The sequence below is a fragment of the Nocardia sp. NPDC003999 genome (genome assembly GCF_053604885.1).
Genome location: NZ_JBSGIB010000032.1, coordinates 25817 through 44892 on the forward strand (window position 1 = coordinate 25817; position 19076 = coordinate 44892).

Annotated in this window: 16 protein-coding genes; 9 read left to right on the forward strand and 7 right to left on the reverse strand. The window is 66.8% G+C overall.

Annotation, left to right across the window (positions count from 1 at the left end; genetic code table 11):
• Nucleotides 1-135 precede the first annotated feature (135 nt).
• The 5 genes from rpsL (at nt 136) to ACWESM_RS34670 (ending at nt 5098) form a co-directional block, all read left to right on the forward strand.
• Nucleotides 136-510 (forward strand): 30S ribosomal protein S12, encoded by a 375-nt coding sequence (gene rpsL / locus ACWESM_RS34650; protein WP_039801925.1) that lies wholly within the window; start codon nt 136-138, stop codon nt 508-510.
• 1 nt (nt 511) lies between these two features.
• A complete protein-coding gene (gene rpsG, locus ACWESM_RS34655; protein WP_014353063.1) occupies nt 512-982 on the forward strand; it encodes a 30S ribosomal protein S7 in 471 nt (156 codons plus the stop codon).
• A gap of 136 nt (nt 983-1118) precedes the next feature.
• Nucleotides 1119-3221, forward strand: coding sequence for an elongation factor G (gene fusA / locus ACWESM_RS34660; protein WP_355080017.1), 2103 nt, complete (start codon nt 1119-1121; stop codon nt 3219-3221).
• A 99-nt stretch (nt 3222-3320) separates the two neighbouring features.
• The gene (tuf, locus tag ACWESM_RS34665; RefSeq protein ID WP_067809956.1) at nt 3321-4511 is read left to right on the forward strand and encodes an elongation factor Tu; all 1191 of its coding nucleotides are present in this window, start codon (nt 3321-3323) and stop codon (nt 4509-4511) included.
• A gap of 104 nt (nt 4512-4615) precedes the next feature.
• Complete coding sequence (locus ACWESM_RS34670) at nt 4616-5098, forward strand: hypothetical protein (RefSeq protein WP_356968728.1); 483 nt, start codon at nt 4616-4618, stop codon at nt 5096-5098.
• A gap of 375 nt (nt 5099-5473) precedes the next feature.
• Here the strand turns inward: ACWESM_RS34670 and ACWESM_RS34675 are convergent, their stop codons facing one another.
• The gene (locus ACWESM_RS34675) at nt 5474-6136 is read right to left on the reverse strand and encodes a hypothetical protein (RefSeq protein ID WP_452495362.1); all 663 of its coding nucleotides are present in this window, start codon (nt 6134-6136) and stop codon (nt 5474-5476) included.
• Between the two features lie 91 nt (nt 6137-6227).
• Nucleotides 6228-6980, reverse strand: a complete 753-nt coding sequence (locus tag ACWESM_RS34680) for a hypothetical protein (RefSeq protein WP_452495364.1) — start codon at nt 6978-6980, stop codon at nt 6228-6230.
• Between the two features lie 570 nt (nt 6981-7550).
• On the opposite strand from ACWESM_RS34680, the gene ACWESM_RS34685 reads away from it, so the two are divergent.
• The 3 genes from ACWESM_RS34685 to ACWESM_RS34695 all read left to right on the forward strand — a co-directional run bounded on the left by ACWESM_RS34685 (nt 7551) and on the right by ACWESM_RS34695 (nt 13292).
• Nucleotides 7551-8066 (forward strand): hypothetical protein, encoded by a 516-nt coding sequence (locus ACWESM_RS34685; RefSeq protein WP_452495366.1) that lies wholly within the window; start codon nt 7551-7553, stop codon nt 8064-8066.
• A gap of 176 nt (nt 8067-8242) precedes the next feature.
• A complete protein-coding gene (locus ACWESM_RS34690; RefSeq protein ID WP_452495368.1) occupies nt 8243-13036 on the forward strand; it encodes an FHA domain-containing protein in 4794 nt (1597 codons plus the stop codon).
• A 13-nt stretch (nt 13037-13049) separates the two neighbouring features.
• Nucleotides 13050-13292, forward strand: a complete 243-nt coding sequence (locus ACWESM_RS34695) for a hypothetical protein (protein ID WP_355080008.1) — start codon at nt 13050-13052, stop codon at nt 13290-13292.
• A gap of 50 nt (nt 13293-13342) precedes the next feature.
• On the opposite strand, the gene ACWESM_RS34700 is transcribed toward ACWESM_RS34695, so the two are convergent.
• Entirely contained in the window at nt 13343-14275 is a 933-nt protein-coding gene (locus ACWESM_RS34700) for an alpha/beta fold hydrolase (protein WP_355080007.1), read from the reverse strand.
• 102 nt (nt 14276-14377) lie between these two features.
• Here ACWESM_RS34700 and ACWESM_RS34705 point away from each other — a divergent pair, with 102 nt between their 5' ends.
• Nucleotides 14378-15190 carry a helix-turn-helix domain-containing protein gene (locus ACWESM_RS34705; RefSeq protein ID WP_452495370.1) on the forward strand — a complete coding sequence of 271 codons (813 nt, stop codon included), beginning with the start codon at nt 14378-14380 and terminating at the stop codon, nt 15188-15190.
• A 177-nt stretch (nt 15191-15367) separates the two neighbouring features.
• Here ACWESM_RS34705 and ACWESM_RS34710 read toward each other — a convergent pair whose 3' ends face one another.
• From ACWESM_RS34710 to ACWESM_RS34725, 4 genes are read right to left on the reverse strand one after another with little or no spacing between them, the layout of a single operon-like run.
• The gene (locus tag ACWESM_RS34710; RefSeq protein ID WP_364434778.1) at nt 15368-16675 is read right to left on the reverse strand and encodes an FAD-binding oxidoreductase; all 1308 of its coding nucleotides are present in this window, start codon (nt 16673-16675) and stop codon (nt 15368-15370) included.
• 26 nt (nt 16676-16701) lie between these two features.
• Nucleotides 16702-18153: an amidase gene (locus tag ACWESM_RS34715; protein ID WP_364434781.1), complete on the reverse strand. Its 1452-nt coding sequence runs from the start codon at nt 18151-18153 to the stop codon at nt 16702-16704.
• Nucleotides 18150-18602, reverse strand: a complete 453-nt coding sequence (locus tag ACWESM_RS34720) for a DUF2871 domain-containing protein (RefSeq protein ID WP_364434784.1) — start codon at nt 18600-18602, stop codon at nt 18150-18152. The genes ACWESM_RS34715 and ACWESM_RS34720 overlap by 4 nt, the downstream gene beginning before the upstream one ends.
• 7 nt (nt 18603-18609) lie before the next feature.
• Entirely contained in the window at nt 18610-19047 is a 438-nt protein-coding gene (locus ACWESM_RS34725; RefSeq protein ID WP_355080001.1) for a DUF4267 domain-containing protein, read from the reverse strand.
• Between the last annotated feature and the right edge of the window lie 29 nt (nt 19048-19076).

A 19076-nucleotide genomic window follows, 5' to 3' on the forward strand; every position in this document is an offset into this window, starting at 1 on the left:
AAAGCTCGATGACAGCGGCGTGAACGACGGGCCTCGAAGTGGAAGCTTGTCTTCACGAAGGGCCCCGGGAACGCCGCGAACTTAAAACAGACACCAAGTCCACACACCGCGTTAACTAATAAGGAAAGCCGGTCTATGCCAACCATCAACCAGCTGGTCCGCAAGGGTCGCCGCGACAAGGTCGCCAAGACGAAGACCGCGGCCCTGAAGGGGAGCCCGCAGCGTCGTGGCGTGTGCACCCGCGTGTACACCACGACCCCGAAGAAGCCGAACTCCGCGCTGCGCAAGGTCGCGCGTGTTCGCCTGACCAGCTCGGTCGAGGTCACGGCCTACATCCCGGGCGAGGGGCACAACCTGCAGGAGCACTCGATGGTGCTCGTGCGCGGCGGTCGTGTGAAGGACCTCCCCGGTGTTCGTTACAAGATCATTCGCGGCTCGCTCGACACCCAGGGTGTGAAGAACCGCAAGCAGGCCCGCAGCCGCTACGGCGCCAAGAAGGAGAAGAGCTGATATGCCACGCAAGGGCCCCGCACCCAAGCGTCCGCTGATCAACGACCCGGTCTACGGTTCGCCGCTGGTCACTCAGCTGGTCAACAAGATCCTGCTGGACGGCAAGAAGTCCACCGCCGAGCGCATCGTCTACGGTGCGCTGGAGCAGGCGCGCGAGAAGACCGGTACCGATCCGGTCGTCACCCTCAAGCGCGCGCTGGACAACGTGAAGCCGTCGCTGGAGGTGAAGCCCCGCCGCGTCGGTGGCGCCACCTACCAGGTGCCGGTCGAGGTCCGTCCGGGCCGCGCCAACACTCTGGCCCTGCGCTGGCTGGTCAACTTCTCGCGTGCGCGCCGGGAGAAGACCATGGTCGAGCGTCTGGCCAACGAACTGCTCGACGCCAGCAACGGCCTCGGCGCCTCGGTCAAGCGCCGTGAGGACACCCACAAGATGGCCGAGTCCAACCGGGCCTTCGCGCACTACCGCTGGTGACGTCTGCCCGGCCCGTCGTCTGGGTCGGGAGGCACAGCCGGAGGCGGCACTCACCGGCCGCTTCCGGCGTTGACATAGAGGCGACCACAGGGTCGTCCCCGATAATCCCAACTAGCTACGAGCGGGGAAGATTTCCGTGGCACAGGACGTGCTCACCGACCTGAACAAGGTCCGCAACATCGGCATCATGGCCCACATCGATGCGGGCAAGACGACCACAACTGAACGCATCCTCTTCTACACCGGCATCACCTACAAGATCGGTGAGGTCCACGACGGCGCTGCCACGATGGACTGGATGGAGCAGGAGCAGGAGCGTGGTATCACCATCACCTCCGCGGCTACCACGTGCTTCTGGAACGACAACCAGATCAACATCATCGACACCCCCGGGCACGTCGACTTCACCGTGGAGGTGGAGCGGTCGCTGCGCGTGCTCGACGGCGCCGTCGCGGTGTTCGACGGCAAGGAAGGCGTCGAGCCGCAGTCCGAGCAGGTGTGGCGTCAGGCGGACAAGTACGACGTGCCGCGGATCTGCTTCGTCAACAAGATGGACAAGCTCGGTGCGGACTTCTACTTCACCGTGCAGACCATCAAGGACCGCCTCGGCGCGAAGCCGCTGGTCATCCAGCTGCCGATCGGCGCGGAGGACACCTTCGAGGGCATCGTCGACCTGGTCGAGAACAACGCCAAGGTCTGGCGCGGCGAGACCAAGCTCGGTGAGCAGTACGAGGTCGTCGAGATCCCGGACGAGCTGAAGGAGAGGGCCGAGCAGTACCGCCAGGAACTGCTGGAGACCGTCGCCGAGTCGGACGAGGCGCTGCTGGAGAAGTTCTTCGGCGGCGAAGAGCTGACCATCGAGGAGATCAAGGGCGCCATCCGCAAGCTGACGGTGACCTCCGAGCTCTACCCGGTGCTGTGTGGCTCGGCGTTCAAGAACAAGGGCGTGCAGCCCATGCTCGACGCGGTCATCGACTACCTGCCCTCGCCGCTGGACGTGGAGGCCACCACCGGCCACGTGCCCGGCAAGGAAGAGGAACTGCTCACCCGCAAGCCGAGCGCCGACGAGCCGTTCGCGGCGCTGGCGTTCAAGATCGCGGTGCACCCGTTCTTCGGCAAGCTGACCTACGTCCGCGTGTACTCCGGCAAGGTCGACTCCGGCGCCCAGGTCATCAACTCGACCAAGGGCAAGAAGGAGCGTCTGGGCAAGCTGTTCCAGATGCACTCCAACAAGGAGAACCCGGTCGGCGCGGCCTCGGCCGGTCACATCTACGCGGTCATCGGCCTCAAGGACACCACCACAGGTGACACCCTGTGCGATCCGCAGAACCAGATCGTGCTCGAGTCCATGACCTTCCCGGACCCGGTCATCGAGGTCTCCATCGAGCCGAAGACCAAGTCCGACCAGGAGAAGCTGGGCACCGCGATCCAGCGTCTCTCCGAAGAGGACCCGACCTTCTCGGTCAAGCTCGACCAGGAGACCGGCCAGACCGTCATCGGCGGTATGGGCGAGCTGCACCTCGACATCCTGGTCGACCGCATGAAGCGCGAGTTCAAGGTCGAGGCGAACGTCGGTAAGCCGCAGGTGGCCTACCGCGAGACGATCACCAAGCCGGTCGAGAAGCTCGAGTTCACGCACAAGAAGCAGACCGGTGGTTCCGGCCAGTTCGCGAAGGTGATCATCGCGCTGGCGCCGTTCGTCGGCGAGGACGGCGCGCACTACGAGTTCGAGAACAAGGTCACCGGTGGCCGCGTGCCGAAGGAGTACATCCCTTCGGTGGATGCCGGTGCCCAGGACGCCATGCAGTACGGTGTGCTCGCCGGCTACCCGCTGGTGAACCTGAAGGTCACGCTGCTCGACGGCGCCTACCACGACGTCGACTCGTCGGAAATGGCGTTCAAGATCGCGGGCGCGCAAGCGCTCAAGGAAGCGGCTCGCAAAGCCGGTCCGGTGATCCTCGAGCCGATGATGGCGGTCGAGGTCACGACGCCCGAGGACTACATGGGCGACGTGATCGGCGACCTGAACTCCCGCCGTGGTCAGATCCAGGCCATGGAGGAACGCAGTGGTGCCCGTGTCGTCAAGGCGCTGGTTCCGCTCTCGGAGATGTTCGGTTACATCGGTGACCTGCGGTCGAAGACCCAGGGCCGGGCGAACTACTCCATGGTGTTCGACTCGTACGCGGAGGTTCCGGCCAACGTGTCGAAGGAGATCATCGCCAAGGCGACCGGCGAGTAATGGCTCCCGGGCGTTTGTAAACCCTTTCCCCGTTGTCCGCGGGGATGACCCCCGCACTGCTGCAATTGCACGCACCAACAAGTCCAGGAGGACAAAGAAGTGGCGAAGGCGAAGTTCGAGCGGACGAAGCCGCACGTCAACATCGGCACCATCGGTCACGTCGACCACGGCAAGACCACGCTGACTGCAGCGATCACGAAGGTGCTGGCTGACAAGTACCCGGATCTGAACGAGAGCTTCGCGTTCGATCAGATCGACAAGGCGCCCGAGGAGAAGGCTCGTGGTATCACGATCAACATCTCCCACGTCGAGTACCAGACCGAGAAGCGCCACTACGCGCACGTCGACGCCCCGGGTCACGCCGACTACATCAAGAACATGATCACCGGTGCGGCGCAGATGGACGGTGCCATCCTCGTGGTCGCCGCCACCGACGGCCCGATGCCGCAGACCCGTGAGCACGTGCTGCTCGCCCGTCAGGTCGGCGTGCCCTACATCCTGGTCGCGCTGAACAAGGCCGACATGGTCGACGACGAGGAGATCCTCGAGCTCGTCGAGATGGAGGTCCGCGAGCTGCTGGCTTCGCAGGAGTTCGACGAGGACGCGCCGGTCGTGCGGGTCTCCGGTCTGAAGGCGCTCGAGGGCGACCCGAAGTGGGCGGAGTCGGTGCTGGAGCTGATGGCCGCGGTCGACGAGTCGATCCCGGACCCGGTTCGTGAGACCGACAAGCCGTTCCTGATGCCGATCGAGGACGTCTTCACCATCACCGGTCGTGGCACCGTGGTCACCGGTCGTGTCGAGCGTGGCGTGATCAACGTGAACGAGGAAGTCGAGATCGTCGGCATCCGCGAGAAGACCACCAAGACCACCGTCACCGGTGTCGAGATGTTCCGCAAGCTGCTGGACCAGGGCCAGGCGGGCGACAACGTCGGTCTGCTGGTTCGTGGTCTGAAGCGTGAGGACGTGGAGCGCGGCCAGGTCGTCGTGAAGCCGGGCACCACCACCCCGCACACCGAGTTCGAGGGCCAGGCGTACATCCTGTCGAAGGACGAGGGCGGCCGCCACACCCCGTTCTTCAACAACTACCGTCCGCAGTTCTACTTCCGTACGACTGACGTGACGGGCGTTGTGACCCTGCCCGAGGGCACCGAGATGGTCATGCCCGGTGACAACACCGAGATGTCCGTCAAGCTGATCCAGCCGGTCGCCATGGACGAGGGTCTGCGCTTCGCGATCCGCGAGGGTGGCCGCACCGTCGGCGCCGGTCGCGTCACGAAGATCATCAAGTGATTCGCTGAATCGCTGAGAACGGCGCCGCTCCGAAAGGGGCGGCGCCGTTCGCGTTTCGGGGCTCCTATTCCAGCGGATCGAACATCCGAGGTAGTGTGGATGTCATGAGCGCTGCCTACGACGTCGTCCCTTTCAGCGACTTACTGCACAAGCCTGCGGTGACCGCGAAGCTCTTGGACGACGTGCGCGCATTGCGGCTGCGTCGGCGCGATGCCGACGATTTGGCACTCATGCGGGTATCGCAGATGGATGCCGAGGGCATAGTTGTCGATTTCACGGCGCGACTGCTCGCGGGTCTGGTGCGTCGGCTGGGCGCGGAGGCCGTGCGGGATGTCCTGCCGGACGCTGTTCCTTGGGTGACCTTCCTTCCGGCGGGGGATCTCGATCAGTTTCTCGATGAATTGGTCGCGGTAGCGCGGGGCGCGGCGGCCTTGGAGAACCTCGCTCCACTGGCCACGCTGCTGGCACAGTGGCGGCACACAGCTGAGATCTATGCCGACCCGGCGCTCTTGGCAATTCTGACTCGTGAGCCGGAAGGCGATCTCGGGCCGGTCCCGGTGCCGGAGTCGGAAGAGTCGGCCGGATGAGTCCGAAGCGGGGCGATCGCGTCGCGCCTCCTGCGGTCGGCGAAGAATTCGAAGTCCGTTTCGCGACTACCGAAGCCTGTACCGGTTGGGAGCATTTGGCGCAGCACGCGGCTGCCAACCTTCGTCGGGCGTTCGACGCGATCCGAGCGAATCCGAGGGCATCGGCGAACCCGGAGCGGCAGCATCGTCTCAAGGGTTCGATGGGATCGGCGGTGTGGAAGGGCGCCACTCTCGAGCGCTGGCAGTACGAAGTCACCAGTGGGGGCAGAGTCTGGTACTTGATCGATGACGATCATCGGACCATCTGGATAACGTACGCCGGAACCGGCCATCCGAAGGCCACGGAATAGCGTTGGATGCTGCAGCGGCGGGTGCTCAGCAGGCATAAGCGCGGCCGACGGCCGGTTCGCGCTCCGTCTGCGGGAGTTCGCGCAGGCAGCCGAGCGGGACGACGCCCTCGCTGCTCAGTTGCACGCCCGTGCCCTGGGCGGGGTGCACGCAGGTGAGGCCGGTCGTCGCGATGCGACAGGCGTAGTCGCCGAAGGTGACGGTGCTGTCGTACGGCAAGGTCCGGCCATGACCGTTGATGAAAAGCCCTGGATCGCCGCGGAATTGGCCCACCGTCAACCGGCGCCCCGTGTAGGTCACGTATCCGCCGAACCATTGGCCGTAGCCCTCGCCCGGCGCGGGCGCCGGTTCCTTCAGCTCGACCGTGCAGTCGAACCCGTCCATTCCCAGCGCTGTCCCCGTGACGCAACTGATCTTGCTGGTAGGGCTGACGAACGCGATATCGTCCCGCAGGTCGGTCACCGGACGGCCCTCGATCCGGGCCGAATGGAAGTCGGCGAGATCAACCGGCGTGCCTTGCCGAACCCAAGCGATCCGATCTCTGAGTTCCCCTTCCTTCTCCGGTGCCGCCGTCGCCCGCGGCGACGACGCCGTCTGTGACGCCCCCGCTACCGGCTGCGGCCTTCCCGCCGTGGTCTGCGCGCAGCCGCCCAGCAGCAGCACCAAGCTCATCGCAACCATCCACCGCATGCTGCTCACAATATCGCTGCCTCTCAACGAAATTCACCTTCGCAAGCCAGACGCTCAACACTGGCTGCTCCCTACAACTGTGCGGTGGTGATTACGGGGGTGCGGGGGAGTCCGCGGTGGTGACGAGCAGGCGGTGCAGTACCTGCGCGGGCGGTGCGGCCTCTGCGGCGTTGAGGACTACGTCGGTGAATGCCTCGGCCAGAGCAGCGGCGGGGTGGAATCGCCCGCGATCGAAGCTGCGGCCGCTCAACTGCGACCGCCATTCCTGGAAGCCGGACACCGTGCGATTCAACGAGCCCTTGTCCTCCGGGTTCAGCTGCGGCATATACGCCCTGACCAGCACGCGCTGTGCGGCGGCGCGAGCGCGAAAGCCGCCTGCTCCGTCGAGCGCTCTGCCGAGCTCGCGCACGATCGACGAATACACGGGCCGTCTAGCGCATCCGGGGGCGAGCATGCCCGCGTTGTCGGCTGTGGTGACGGTCTGCTGTAACCGCTCCGGGTCGGTGGCAGCGCCCACCGCCAGCGCGATGCGTGCGGTGAGCACCCCCTCGGACGCGACCGAGGAGCGCTTCTCCGGTGAATCAGGAGCGTTCTCGGAGTCGCCAGGTGTCGCGCCCGAATCCCATTCCAGCCGCGTCGCTTCGCCGCTCGCCAGTTCTTCGATCCCAATGGCGCGCAGGACGATTTGCGGGTATCGCGGCAGCACGTCGTCCACTGCGGCGACGATCTCGGTCAGTACCTGGACCGCGACGCCCGGGGTCTCGAAACCGAAGGCGCGCACGCCGTGGCGGTCGGCGAGTTCCCGGGCGAGGCGGGCTGCGACCGACTCGGCGGAGGCGTCCACTTTCCGGTTTGCTTTCTCGTCCTTCTGATCCGGTCGTGCGGGAGGGCGGCCCGGCGCGCGCGGCGGCGAACCGGGTGTCCCCGCGTCCGGGGCGGAAACCCTCGGCGGACGCGCTGTGATGGGCCTGGACCATGGCGTACTCGGAGCCGTGGCGCCGGTCTGCTTCGCCACGCCGGCCCGGGGCGTCACGGCGGTCTGATTCGTGGCGGCAGGCTTCGTCCACGGGGAAGACGGCCGATTGCCCTGCGTGGGACGCGTGGATGCGGTTTCTGCCCGATGAGCGGGTTGCGCGCTGGAACCGGGTGTATTTGGCTGTTCGGTGCCGCGGTGGTCACGGCCGGGCGGATTCCCCTCGGTCCCGCCCGGCTGCTGCCTCGGGCTCGAACCGTCCTCAGGCGTGCCGGGAGTACCGGCAGGAGCGCTCGACAAGTCAGGTGACCGAGCGGTCGCAGGCGCGGTGACGGGAGTTCGGTGGGCCGGCGGGGCCGCCGTCGAGGCCGCGGTGGGCAGAGGAGATCCTGCGTATGGCTGCGCGGCAGTAGGTACGTCCGTAGCGTTCGGGCCGAGCCGGTGGGTGGGGGTGACCTGCTCTCCCAGCGGGATCGATACCGGATCTTTCTGGAACGCGTCGGCAGTGTCACGGATACGCTGCCCGACGGCCCGATCGTGATTCTCAAAGTTTTCGGCGAGGTTGCGCAGATCGGTGCCTGCCTGCTGGAGCACTTCGACGAGGCTGTTCAAGTCGGCCATCGTTCGTTTGTGCTCCGGAACGTAAGATTCGGCGAACGCGCGGCCGGCGTCGTCCTTGCCCCAAGGCTCGCCTTCCTCGGCCAAGGCCGCGCGCAGTTTTCGCACGGTGGCCGCCACGTCCGCCCCGATCAGGTCGAACTGCGGCGCGTGCTCCCGCAGCCGATCCGGATCGACCGAAAATGTTTCGCCCACACCGTCTCCCTATGTACTTGCAGACATTGTCCCGGAACCGCTGGTCGCATACCCGCCTGTGGTGAGACTCCCGCCGCCGGGCCGGGACCGCGTGACGGTTGCCCCAGAAAGCGCCGTCTGGTCGATCGGCTCGGTGTGGGATAACGAAGCTACTTTCGGCGCAGTACTTTCGGATTAGTTGCAATCTCGACTGTCCGTCGCGCTGGGTACGGCCAGCTTTCCCTTACCGATCGAATTCCCACTATTGGGAATAATGAGTGCGGTCCGATATGTCTGAATGATCTCGCAGCGAATGTGAGGGTGCCGGGAGGCAGGCTGCGATGGATGCTAGCGGTTTGCTGGCCGAGGTGCCTTCGGCTGTGCGCGAATTGGTCCTCGGCCACTGGCCGGAGACCGACATCGATGGAATGCGTCGTAACGGGGACGCGTACCTGGTGGCTGCCGGTGAGTTGAACGACTCCGCCGACCGATACGAGGGCGAGGCCGGGCGTACCGAGCAAGCCGTGCAAGGCGCCACGTCGACAGCCCTGGCCGACCGCCACCGTGTCGTCGTGAAATCCATGCGCGATCAGGCAGCGGTGTGCCAGAGCTTGGGAAAGCAGTGCCACGACGTCGCTGATTCGAGTGTGCAAACACAGCATCTGCTGCTCGCGATGGGGATCGCCCTCGCCGCCCAATTGGCCTACGATGCTCTGCTGTTCTTCCAGGGCGGGGGCGCGAAGGCGCTGATCGACCGGATCGAGGCCGAGCAGGCGATGGCCGCCGCGGCCGCGAGACTCACCGCGGAGGTGGGCGAACGAGCGGTAGCGGGCGCTGCGCAGCGGGCTGCGCTGCACGGCGCGGTGCACGCGGCGAAAGTCGGTCTCCTGACCAGTGCCGCGATCAGCGGCGGCGCACAGCTGTGGGACCTGAAAGACGGCGTGCGCGACAAGTTCGACGTGGGCGCCTTCCTGGAAATGCTCCTCGGCGGTGTGGTCGGTGGTGTGGCGGGTGCGGAGGTCGGCCGCAGACTCGCGCCGCGCGTGCTGGGCTGGGCGCGCGGCCGAGCGATCAGTCAGCGCGGTCGGCTCGCTGCCCATATGGGCGGCACGATGTTGCTCGGCGGCGCGGGCGGTGTGACCGGTGGTCTGGCAGGCGCGGTGCCGTCGGTGTTGATCCACATGGACGAGATCCACAGCCTCGGTGACCTGTTCAAGATGGTTCGCGAAGCCGCGATCACCGGCTTCGGCAGCGGGTTCGTCGGCGCGGCGGGTAGTGCGATCCGAGTCCACACCGCAGGCCGTACCGCGATGCGTTCGGAAGGTGACACCCCTCGACTCGGTCTGCGCCACTGGGAATTCGCCTCACGCATCAATGAGCTGTTGAGTTCCGGTGAACCACCGCGAGTGGAGACCATCGAACGATTCAGCACCGAGGGCAAGTCGGCGAGAGTGGTAGAGCGGCTCGTCTTCCACGACGGCACCGAAGTGATCCACAAGGTGGTTTCCGATCCGCTGCACGCACACGCGGAATTCCTGAGCTCGCTGGTCGGCGACGCGGTGGGCGCACGGGTGCCCGCGGTGCACGTGATCGGCGACCACGTCTACATGGAAGTGGTGCCCGGCACGGTGGCGGCGGACACGTATCCGCGAAGCGCGTTCCCGCAGGACGTCGTCAGCGGTCCTGCCGGAATGCGCCAAGGTGTCATGGACGTGCTGATACGCATACCGGACCGCAATGGCGACAACTGGATGGTGGATCCGGACGGCAACGTATGGGGGATCGACCACAGTCGCGCGTTCGAGAATTTCACCGACGCGCAGTATTCCGTCGGCCCCTTCGCGGAGAACTTCCTGCGTTACGGGGACACCAACGAGATCTTGTGGAACGACCACGCTCTCACCCGCCCGGAGTTGCTGGAGATCCGGCAGCGTGTCGAAGAGTTGAGCCCGGTGTTCTACGCCGCGGGTCATCGGGACTGGTACGACGGCATGCTCCAGCGGATGACCGCGTTGGAGGAACATGCCGCGGGTGGTGGTGACGCCGGGCGTGGGGTTCTGCCGCCTGTGTCACCGCAGTCTCCCGGCTCGGCGCCGGGAATCACCCCTGGTGACGGCCGGGCGGTGTCGGTCACGCCGCGACAAGACCGGCCGCCCGGCGCTGACGCATTTGCGGGCAACGGGAGGCCACCCACACCGCGCGGCGAAGTCGACGGCTCGGCGGTCGCGCCACGAGGCCGCCGGGACCAGCCGCCGGCGCTACCACGGAATGCGGATGGTCCGCTCGTCCGGCAGGAGGAACTGACGCCGCGGGTCCCGGTCGACGAGACGTCGGATGGACGGCCGATCCGGGACGATTCGCGTGTTCCGGACGAGTCGAGGCCGCGTCCTCCGGTCGCTGAGGCAGATCCGGCCGGGCGGCAGTCGGCAGCGGATGAGGCTCCGGCGACACACGAAGAGCCGACGCCCCACACGCGGACCGACGAACCGACGTATGACGGCCCGCCGACACGACCGCAGCCGCGCGTCCAGCTGCATGAGCAGTCGGCGAGCCAGGACCGGTACACGCTCGCGGGTGCGCCGCCGCCGGCCGGACTCACCGGGCACTACCGCCATCCCGAGGGTGGCTACGTCGACGTGGTGCTGACCGGCCCTGAGGGCGCGCGGATTCCGCTGCGACTGATTCCCGGCCAGGAATACGTTTTCGGACGCGGCCAAGGCGCGCTGCTGGAGCAGGTCGCGAACGATCGGGTGTCACGCCGTCACGCGATGCTCAAGGTGGACGATCAAGGCCACGTCATGCTCCGCGACGAGAATTCGATGAACGGCACTTTCGTCGACGGCAAGCAATTGGCGGGCGGGCAATGGGTGCGCATCTACGACGGGCAAGAGCTGCTGCTGAGCCGGGACCTCGAACTGGGGGTGACATTCGAGCGGCAGACAGCCGAAGTCCGGTTGTTCGGGGACGACGGGCCCACGTTCACGCTGCATCGTGGCCGAGAAGTGGATCTCGGTCGCGGCCTCATACACCCTGAGGCGACCGGCCGAATCACTGTGTCGGGCCGCCACGCGACCATGGGCATGGACGAGGACGGTCGCGTGTGGATCCGGGATGCGGGCTCCACCAACGGCACCCGGGTGAACGGCGACCTGCTCGCCGAAGGCGAGAAGCGCACTTTGGCACCGGGCGATGGCGTGCGATTCGGCGGCTACCGCGGGGAGGCGCAGTTCATTCCGCTGGACGCCGCGCTGGACGCCAGCCCGGTGCACGTGCGGTTCGGCGTCGGGACGGACGCGACATCCGTGCGGCTGGAACCCGGTAGGCCGGTCATCATCGGCACCGGCGAGAGTTCGCCCTTCGCATCCCAGTTGCGTGGCATCCGCGGCATCGGGGAGCAGCACGCGACGCTCGGGCTGGACCACGACGGTCGTCTGTGGGTCAGAGACCACCGGGGGTCGGAAGGGGTATGGATCAACGGGGACAGGATCGCTCCGAACCAGAGGGTGACACTGTCCGAAGGCGACAACGTGGGACTCGGCCCGGACTATGTCGGGACCGCTCGTATCGGCAGCGAGGAACCCCCGCAACTTCCGCCCGCCGAGCTGCGCTTCGAGCAGCGCAGACAGAAGCTCCCCATCCGCCTCGAACCCGGCCAGGAGGTTTCCGTCGACGTCAGTGCGCTGAACGGCCACGCGATGGTGATCGGCAGGCCGGGACGGCAGGTGATCGTCGGACGTGACCTGGATGGCGGCATCTGGGTGCTCGATCGGGTTCACGACGGCTGGAACCCGCTGCGGGTCAACGACGAGATCGTGCCGGAGGGCCAGAAACGCTACCTGAACGCCGAGGACGAGGTGAAGTTCGGGGACGTGTCGACACGGCTGCGATTCGGCGAGGAACCGCCGCTGGAGCTGCGGTTGTCCGACGACGAAAACGTGCCTCCGCTGACATTGCGGCGTGGTGAACAGGTTGTGCTCGGGCGCGGGACCGACTCCCCGCTGTCGGACCAGTTGACCGACACATCGGTATCCCGCCGCCATGCCGTCATCTACCGCGACGAGTTCGGAACTCTGTGGTTGCGCGACGAACACTCCACGCGGGGGACGTGGGTCGACAACATCAAGGTCGATCCCGATCAAGGGCCGGTTCGGCTTCGTCCCGGCGATCAGGTCCGGCTCGGTGACTGGATCGGCGCCGCACGTTTCGAGGACGGTTATGGTCAGGCCCCTCCGCGCCCGTTGGCGGTGAAGCTCAACAACTCACTCGGCGACGTGTCGCTGGATCTGGTGCGCGGTGGCGAACCGGTCCTGCTCGGGCGGGACGGGACGGGGATACCCAGCGGGCTTTCGCGCGCCGACCGGATCTCGCGCAGGCACGCCAGTATCGGCACCTACCCCTCCGGCCGCGTTTGGATCCGCGATGAAGGATCTACCCACCACACCTACGTCAACGGCGAAAAGATCGCACCCGGCACGAAAGTCATGCTGCATCCGGGGGATCAGGTGCGCCTGGCCGATGTGTACGAATTCACTGTCGCTTATCCTCCCGCCGACGGTGGCGCATTCGTCAACATCATCGACCAGACACCTGAGACCGGGCAGATGGTGACAGATCTCGCCCGAGTGCCCAGCCATATCTACGCGAGGGTAAGCGAGCATATGAACGCCGTGGCCGGTGGCGGAATCGTCATAGGTAATCGCCCCCTACTCCAGTTGCCCGGTACCGAGAGCCTTGCAGGCAGTACCCCATACGGACGCAAGGCCGGAACGAGCTGGAACACCGTCCAGGGCGTGTACATGGGTGGACCGCGCCGGCTGGTGATCAACTCCGGCGGGCGCAGCGGCAGCGAGAACGTGGTCTTCCACGAGTTCGGGCATGCGGCCGACGCGGCGTACGGTACCGGTGGAAGATGGCTCAGCGACACCCAGGAGTGGCGCGACCTGCACGCGTCGATGCTTCAATCCATCGGGAAAAAACATAAGTGGAACGATTACTACAACCGTCGCTGCGAGGCTTTCGCCGAAGCGTTCACGGCGTGGATGCACGGCGACATCAAGCAGCTTCGCAAGTTCGCCCTCGGCAACGACCAGATTGCCCGTCAGTTGAAGGATTATTTTGACCGCGTATTCGGATGATACGAGCCCACCCATGCTGGCAGAAGACGGCGTGACCATCCTGCTGCCGCTGCGTGGCCAGACCGAGGACGGCGTCTTCTACAGCGGCTTCGAGGAGTTCCACCCCGGCGACCCGGGCTACGAAGAAATGCTGCCTGTCGCTCGGGAGAACCCGGTCGCGGAGAAGGAAGAGCCGCAGCGGCCGGTCGATACCGATACCTTGACCCGCATCCTCCGTGAGGCGGGTTTGGACGGACCGACCGGCGAAGACGACTAGCGGGAGCTGCGGCCCCGCAGGAACCACCCAGAGGTGGCCGACGACTACGGTCAGTGCCGGCCGACGAAGTCACGGATGAGGGCGCCGGTGCCGTCGGGCTCTTCGACCATGGGTGTGTGGCCACAGTCGAGGCTCTCGATCCGGATGCCAGGGACGCGGCGGTAGTCCTCGTAAGAGTCCGGCTGCCATCGCTTGTCCTGAGAGCCGTAGAGCACCATGGCCGGAACGCCGAGGTCGGTGAGCCGGTCCGGTTCGGACCGTTCCCGCAGGTAGTCGTCCGACGCGGTGGAGGTCGCGGTGAGACTGCGGTAGGTCATGCCGCGCAGGTCGGCGACGAACTGGTCGGGGATCCGCACGTCCCGGGTGAACGCGGAACTCATGGCTTGCCGGAGCACGACATCCGGGAGCAGCGGCCACAGCGGCTGTCCGATCGCAGGAACGAACAGTAGGTTGCCGACCGGACCGCTGCCGGTGACGGCGTCCAGGCGGGGACCGGAGTCGATCAGCATGATCGCCGACACCAGGTCGTGGCGCTGTTCGGCCAGCGAGGTGGCCACGTAGCCGCCGGAAGAATGCCCGACGACGATCGCCTGTCGTACGCCCAGCTGGTCGAGCACGGCCCCCACTCGGCTCGCCTGTTCGGACGTGCTGTAGCCGCTGTCGGGTTTATCGGACTTGCCGTGGCCGAGCAGGTCGATACGCACGACGTACCGGTCCCGCAAGGCGGGCAGCACCGGATCCCAATAGGCGGTCGAGGCGCCCAGTCCGTGCAGCAGCACCACCGCGCGAGCGCCCGGCGTTCCGTCGGCGACGACGTGGATGTCTCCGCCCGGAAGATGAACCATGTGCTCGTGCGAATCGTCGGTCTCGGCGTTCGCCGCGCCGGTCGTATAGCCGGTGGCCACGGCGACCAGGACGGTGGCGATCAGCAGCCCGATATTGCGCCACCGATTCGGTCTCGCGGCGGTAGTGGTTTCGTCCACGGTTGCTCCTTCGATTGGTTGGGACACCACCACGTTCTGGCACGACAGCGGGCCGCGTATTGAAGAAATGTCAGCGTGCGCGGCTGCTCATACAATCGACGTGTGCCTTGGGACATCGCGCGACCGGCGCGGCCACCCGCCCTGCGCGGCGTCGACATGGCCGGATTCCATGTGCACGGGGACGGCCCCGAGCAGGTGCGTGTCATTCCACATCCGGCGGTCACGGTGATCGTCGAGTTCGGCGAGTGCGGCTTCGAGGTCCGCGACTCGACGGGCCGTAGCCATTCGGGCAGTCTGACACTCGGCCTCGCCGGCACCGCGCTTCCGGTCCGTGTCGACGCCGTCGAATGCGTCCAGATTCGCCTGGAACCGGTTGTCGCCCAAGCGATTCTCGGCCTTCCTCCCACCGAGCTGGGCGGAAGCATCATCGGCCTGGACGACATCTGGGGTCGTGAGGCGGGGTGGCTGCGCGAGCGCCTGCACGAGACGCCGAGCTGGCCCGACCGGTTCGCCCTGGTCGACACCGCGCTGTCCGCGCGGTCCCGGCACGACCAGCGCGTCGACCCTGAGGTCGCCTGGGCATGGCGGCAGATCAAACTCAGCCGCGGCCGTTTCCGCGTCGAGCACCTCGCCGCCGAGCTGGGCTGGAGCCGTCAACGACTGTGGTCACGCTTCGGCACGCAAATCGGCCTGACCCCCAAACGCGCCGCCAAACTTGTCCGCTTCGACCACGCCGTCCACCGCCTCGTGCAAGGACATTCCCCCTCCCGAGTAGCAGCCGACACCGGCTACGCCGACCAATCCCACCTCCACCGCGACATCCGCGAATTCACCGGCGTATCCCCCACCGCCGCAGCCACCGAACCCTGGCTCACAATCGACGACCGAGCCTGGCCGTCGACGATCGCGACGTAATTCGGCACGATACCGCTCGGATACTCCTGGCCCCGCGAAAACGGATGGGCGGCGAAGGGAATCGCCCTCGCGGCCGATACCGACATAGCTGGTCGCGGGCACAGCGCTGCCGCGCCGATCACGTTGGCGGGGCAGCGCTGTGTGGCGGTGCCTGACCTCGGTCTCGAAACCGGAGGTTCAGTGGAGAATCGGGAAGTTGGCGCGGAATACACCGTGTGGGTCGCGGGCCTGCTTGAGCTTTCGCAATCGGTCCAAGGTGCCGGTGTCGAAAACCTCCGCGACACTGTCGCCGGCGGACAGGACGGTGTACGGTTTGCGGCCGCTGACTCGCGCGCCCAGATCGGCGATGATGCGCTTCTGCGTGGCGAGTACCGCGGCAACGGTGTCGGGATCCGAGCCGGTGGCCTGCAGAGACAGTGCGTAGGGCTCCGCGAACGGCGGAGCCGCGCCTCGGGTGGGCTCGGCGAGCGCACCTCCCAACTGCCGGAGCTGGATGCCCATCAGCGGATCGATCGGTGCGTGCAGCAGGATGTCGGCGGCGGTCTCGTCCAGTGCGGTCAGCAGTTCGGTTCGCAGCAGTCCGGGGCCTGGGGCGGTGGGCTCGTTGACGATGGCGCCCAACTCGGCCGGGGACAATTCCCGGCGCGTGTCCGCGAGGATGCCGTCGATCGTGTCCAGCCGTCGCAGCAGGTCCCGTCCGCGCGCCGGTTCGCCCAGGTAGGCGGCGGCGATCGCGATCACCGGCGGAGCCTGCGGCAGTTCCAGCCGATTGAGCCAGACCGTGAGTTCGGCCGGTGCGTGATCGGTGATGTCCTGGAAGGCCGCACGGACCGCCTCGGTCTGCGCGGCCGGCCAGGCGATCAGGCCACCGAACAAGGCCGGAGCCGCGAACAGATCGAACTCCACAGCCGTCACCAGTGCGAAATCCCCGCCGCCGCCGCACAGTGCCCAGAACAGCTCCGGGTCGGATTCCGCGGTGACCCTGGCCTGACGACCGTCGGCATCGACGATGTCGAAGGCCCGGACGCTATCGGCCGCCCAACCGTATTTACGGCCGAACCACGATAATCCGCCACCGAGGGTATAGCCGACAACGCTGACCACCGGGGAGCTTCCGGCCAGCCCGGTCAAGCCGTGCCGGGCGGCCGCCGCCTGGACGTGCCCCCAATTGGTCCCCGCACCGACGCGGGCACGTCGCCGGGCCGGATCCACCTCGATCCGATCGAGTCGGCGCGTGCGCATCAGGATGGCGCCGGCGGTATCACCGGAAGCGCCGTGGCCGTTGGGCTGCGCGGTCACCGACAGGCCCGCGTCGCGCGCGTAGCCGACCACGGCGGCCATATCCTCCGCGTCTTCGACGTGCACGACGGCCGCTACCGGCTGGTCGATATTGAGGTTCCACGGGGTCCGTGCCGTATCGAACGCTTCGTCGCCCGGCAGCAGTACCCGTCCGCGCACGGCGGATCGCAATGTGTTGTGTGACATGTAGATTCCCTTCGCTACAGAAATGTTCACCGCGTCGTGCCCGAGCCGATGGACCGAGCCTGGTTCCGGGTGGCCGGGTCGGTTGCGGGGGAGATGGGTGTGGGCATCGGAAAGGCCGCTTCGATATGGGCGGCGGCCGTCAGCGCGCGGCGCTCGGCGAATGGGGCGGTGATCAACTGGACACCGATGGGAAGACCCTCGGCCGATACGCCCGCTGGGACCGTGACCGCGGGCAGGGCCAGGTAGTTGGCGGCGATGGTGAGGCGATGCGCCGCATACATGGTCGCGACTTGTGCGGTGCCGCCGAGGTCGTAGCCGACCGGCCAGGGCAGTTCGTCCGAGACCGGACCGAGCACGATCGGATGCTCCGCGAGGAAGCGGGACCAGGCCGCGCGGCGGGTGAGGCGCTCACCCAGCGCGGTCATGTAGCCCGCCAGATCCAGCGGCGGGAACAGGTCGATCGCCGCGTCCACGAAGGTGTTCAGTCCGGCGCTGCCGACTCGCCGCATGGCTTCGCGGCGCTGGACCACCACCTCGGTGGAAACCAATCGGCCGTAGTCCGCCGCCACTTCGCCCAATTGCGGCGGATCCAGTTCGGCTACCGGATACCCCGCGCGTTCGAGGGCGTCGGCGCAGCCGAGCAGCGCTGCCCGCACCTGCGGATCGATATCGTCACCGAGCGTGACGGCGACCGCGGGCAGGGCGGTATCGGTCGCGTCACGCACTGGAATCCATCCGGGATCGCGCAGGTCAGCGCTGTCGCTGAGTACCTCGAAAGCAGTCGTCAGATCGCGCACGGTGCGCGCCAATGGCCCTGGCGCCGCGAACAATTGATTCGTCGGCGCGGGTGCGGCCCCGGACAGGCTCGAGGCCACCGCCACCCGGCCGGGTGTGGTGCGCAGGGAGGCGACTCCGCAGAACGCGGCGGGTACGCGCAGTGAACCGCCGAAGTCGGTGCCCAGGCCCAGGGGGGTCATGCCCGTGGCTACCGCTGCGGCGTCACCGCCGCTGGAACCGCCCGGGCTGCGAGTCGGGTTCCACGGATTCACCGTCGGGCCCGCCTCGTCGTTGTCGGTGTGCCAGCGAGTGGCGAAGTCCGGCATGTTCGTTCGCCCGATGACGATCGCCCCGGCTCGCCGCAGTGCGGACACCGCGGGTGCGTCCGCTGTCGCGACGGCCTGCCCGAAGGCCGCCACGCCCCAGGTGGTCGGGCTGCCCGCGACATCGAGGTTGTTCTTGATGGTGACCGGGACCCCGTGCAGCGGCCCCGTCGGCGCCCTGCGGTCGGCCGCGGCCGCCTCGGCGCGCGCGGATTCGCTGAATACCGTGGTGAGTGCGCCGATCTCGGAGTCGGCCTGCTCGATACGCTCGAGATGCGACTCGACGACCTGGGTCGCGGTGACCGCACCCTCGGCGATCAGCGTCGCGAGCGAGACCGCGTCCCGCGTCCACAGTGCGCCGTCCTGGCCGGTGTTCACAATGCCTCCTGTTCGGCGAATACCGCTGCGCTGTGCGGTGTTCGACTGTCGTCGATGGATTTGCCGACGGTGATGAAGAAGAGGATCAGCCCGACGGCCAGCAGGATGTGGCCCACGCCCGCGCCGAGCGCGATCGCCTCACCACTGCTCTTGCCCAGCACGGTGAGGGTGCCGTGCAGCGTCATGGACGCGACGGTGATGGCCAGGCCGATGTTGTACAGCCAGAAGAACCAGCCGTACAGGCTTCCCCGGGCGCTGAGCGTGAACTGTTTCTCCAAGGCCAGCACGATGAGGAAGAACAGCATGCCCAGCGCCAGCACGTGGGTGTGCACGACACCGAGCTGCGACTGCCCGGTGAAATGTTCGACCTTGGTGATCTCGCGGTAGTAGAACCCGGAGATCAGGCCGATGATCATGTAGATGTGCGCGGTATTGAGCAGTGTCTTCATCGGGCGCTCAGCGATTTTCCCGGCGCAGCAGCAGCGCGCCGGCGGCGGCCACCAGGCCCGCGGTGAGACCGTGCACGCTCAGGGCGGTCGCGGTGGAGCCGCGGCGCACCAGGATGGTGAGCATATCGCCGGTCGGGATGAGGGCGATGGTGAGCAGGGTCGCGCCGAGGGTGCGGCGCTGCCCGGCCGCGAGCAGGACCAGCATGATCAGACCGATGACCACATCGCGGACGCCTTTGACGTTCAGAAAGCCGTTGGCCTCGCCGCGCGGCCAGTCGGTGAAGCCGAACCCCGGGGCCATTCGCTGCGGGGCGAGCAGATAACCGCCGCCGACGGAGATGATGAACCCGGCTCCCAGTACGGCGCCGGCCCTACCGAGACGTTCGCCGAGTCGGCGGGAACCACGCACGGAAACAACTGTTTCCGTATTCGAAGGAACTGACATGAGCACTCCTGGATCGGTGGGATACGTGT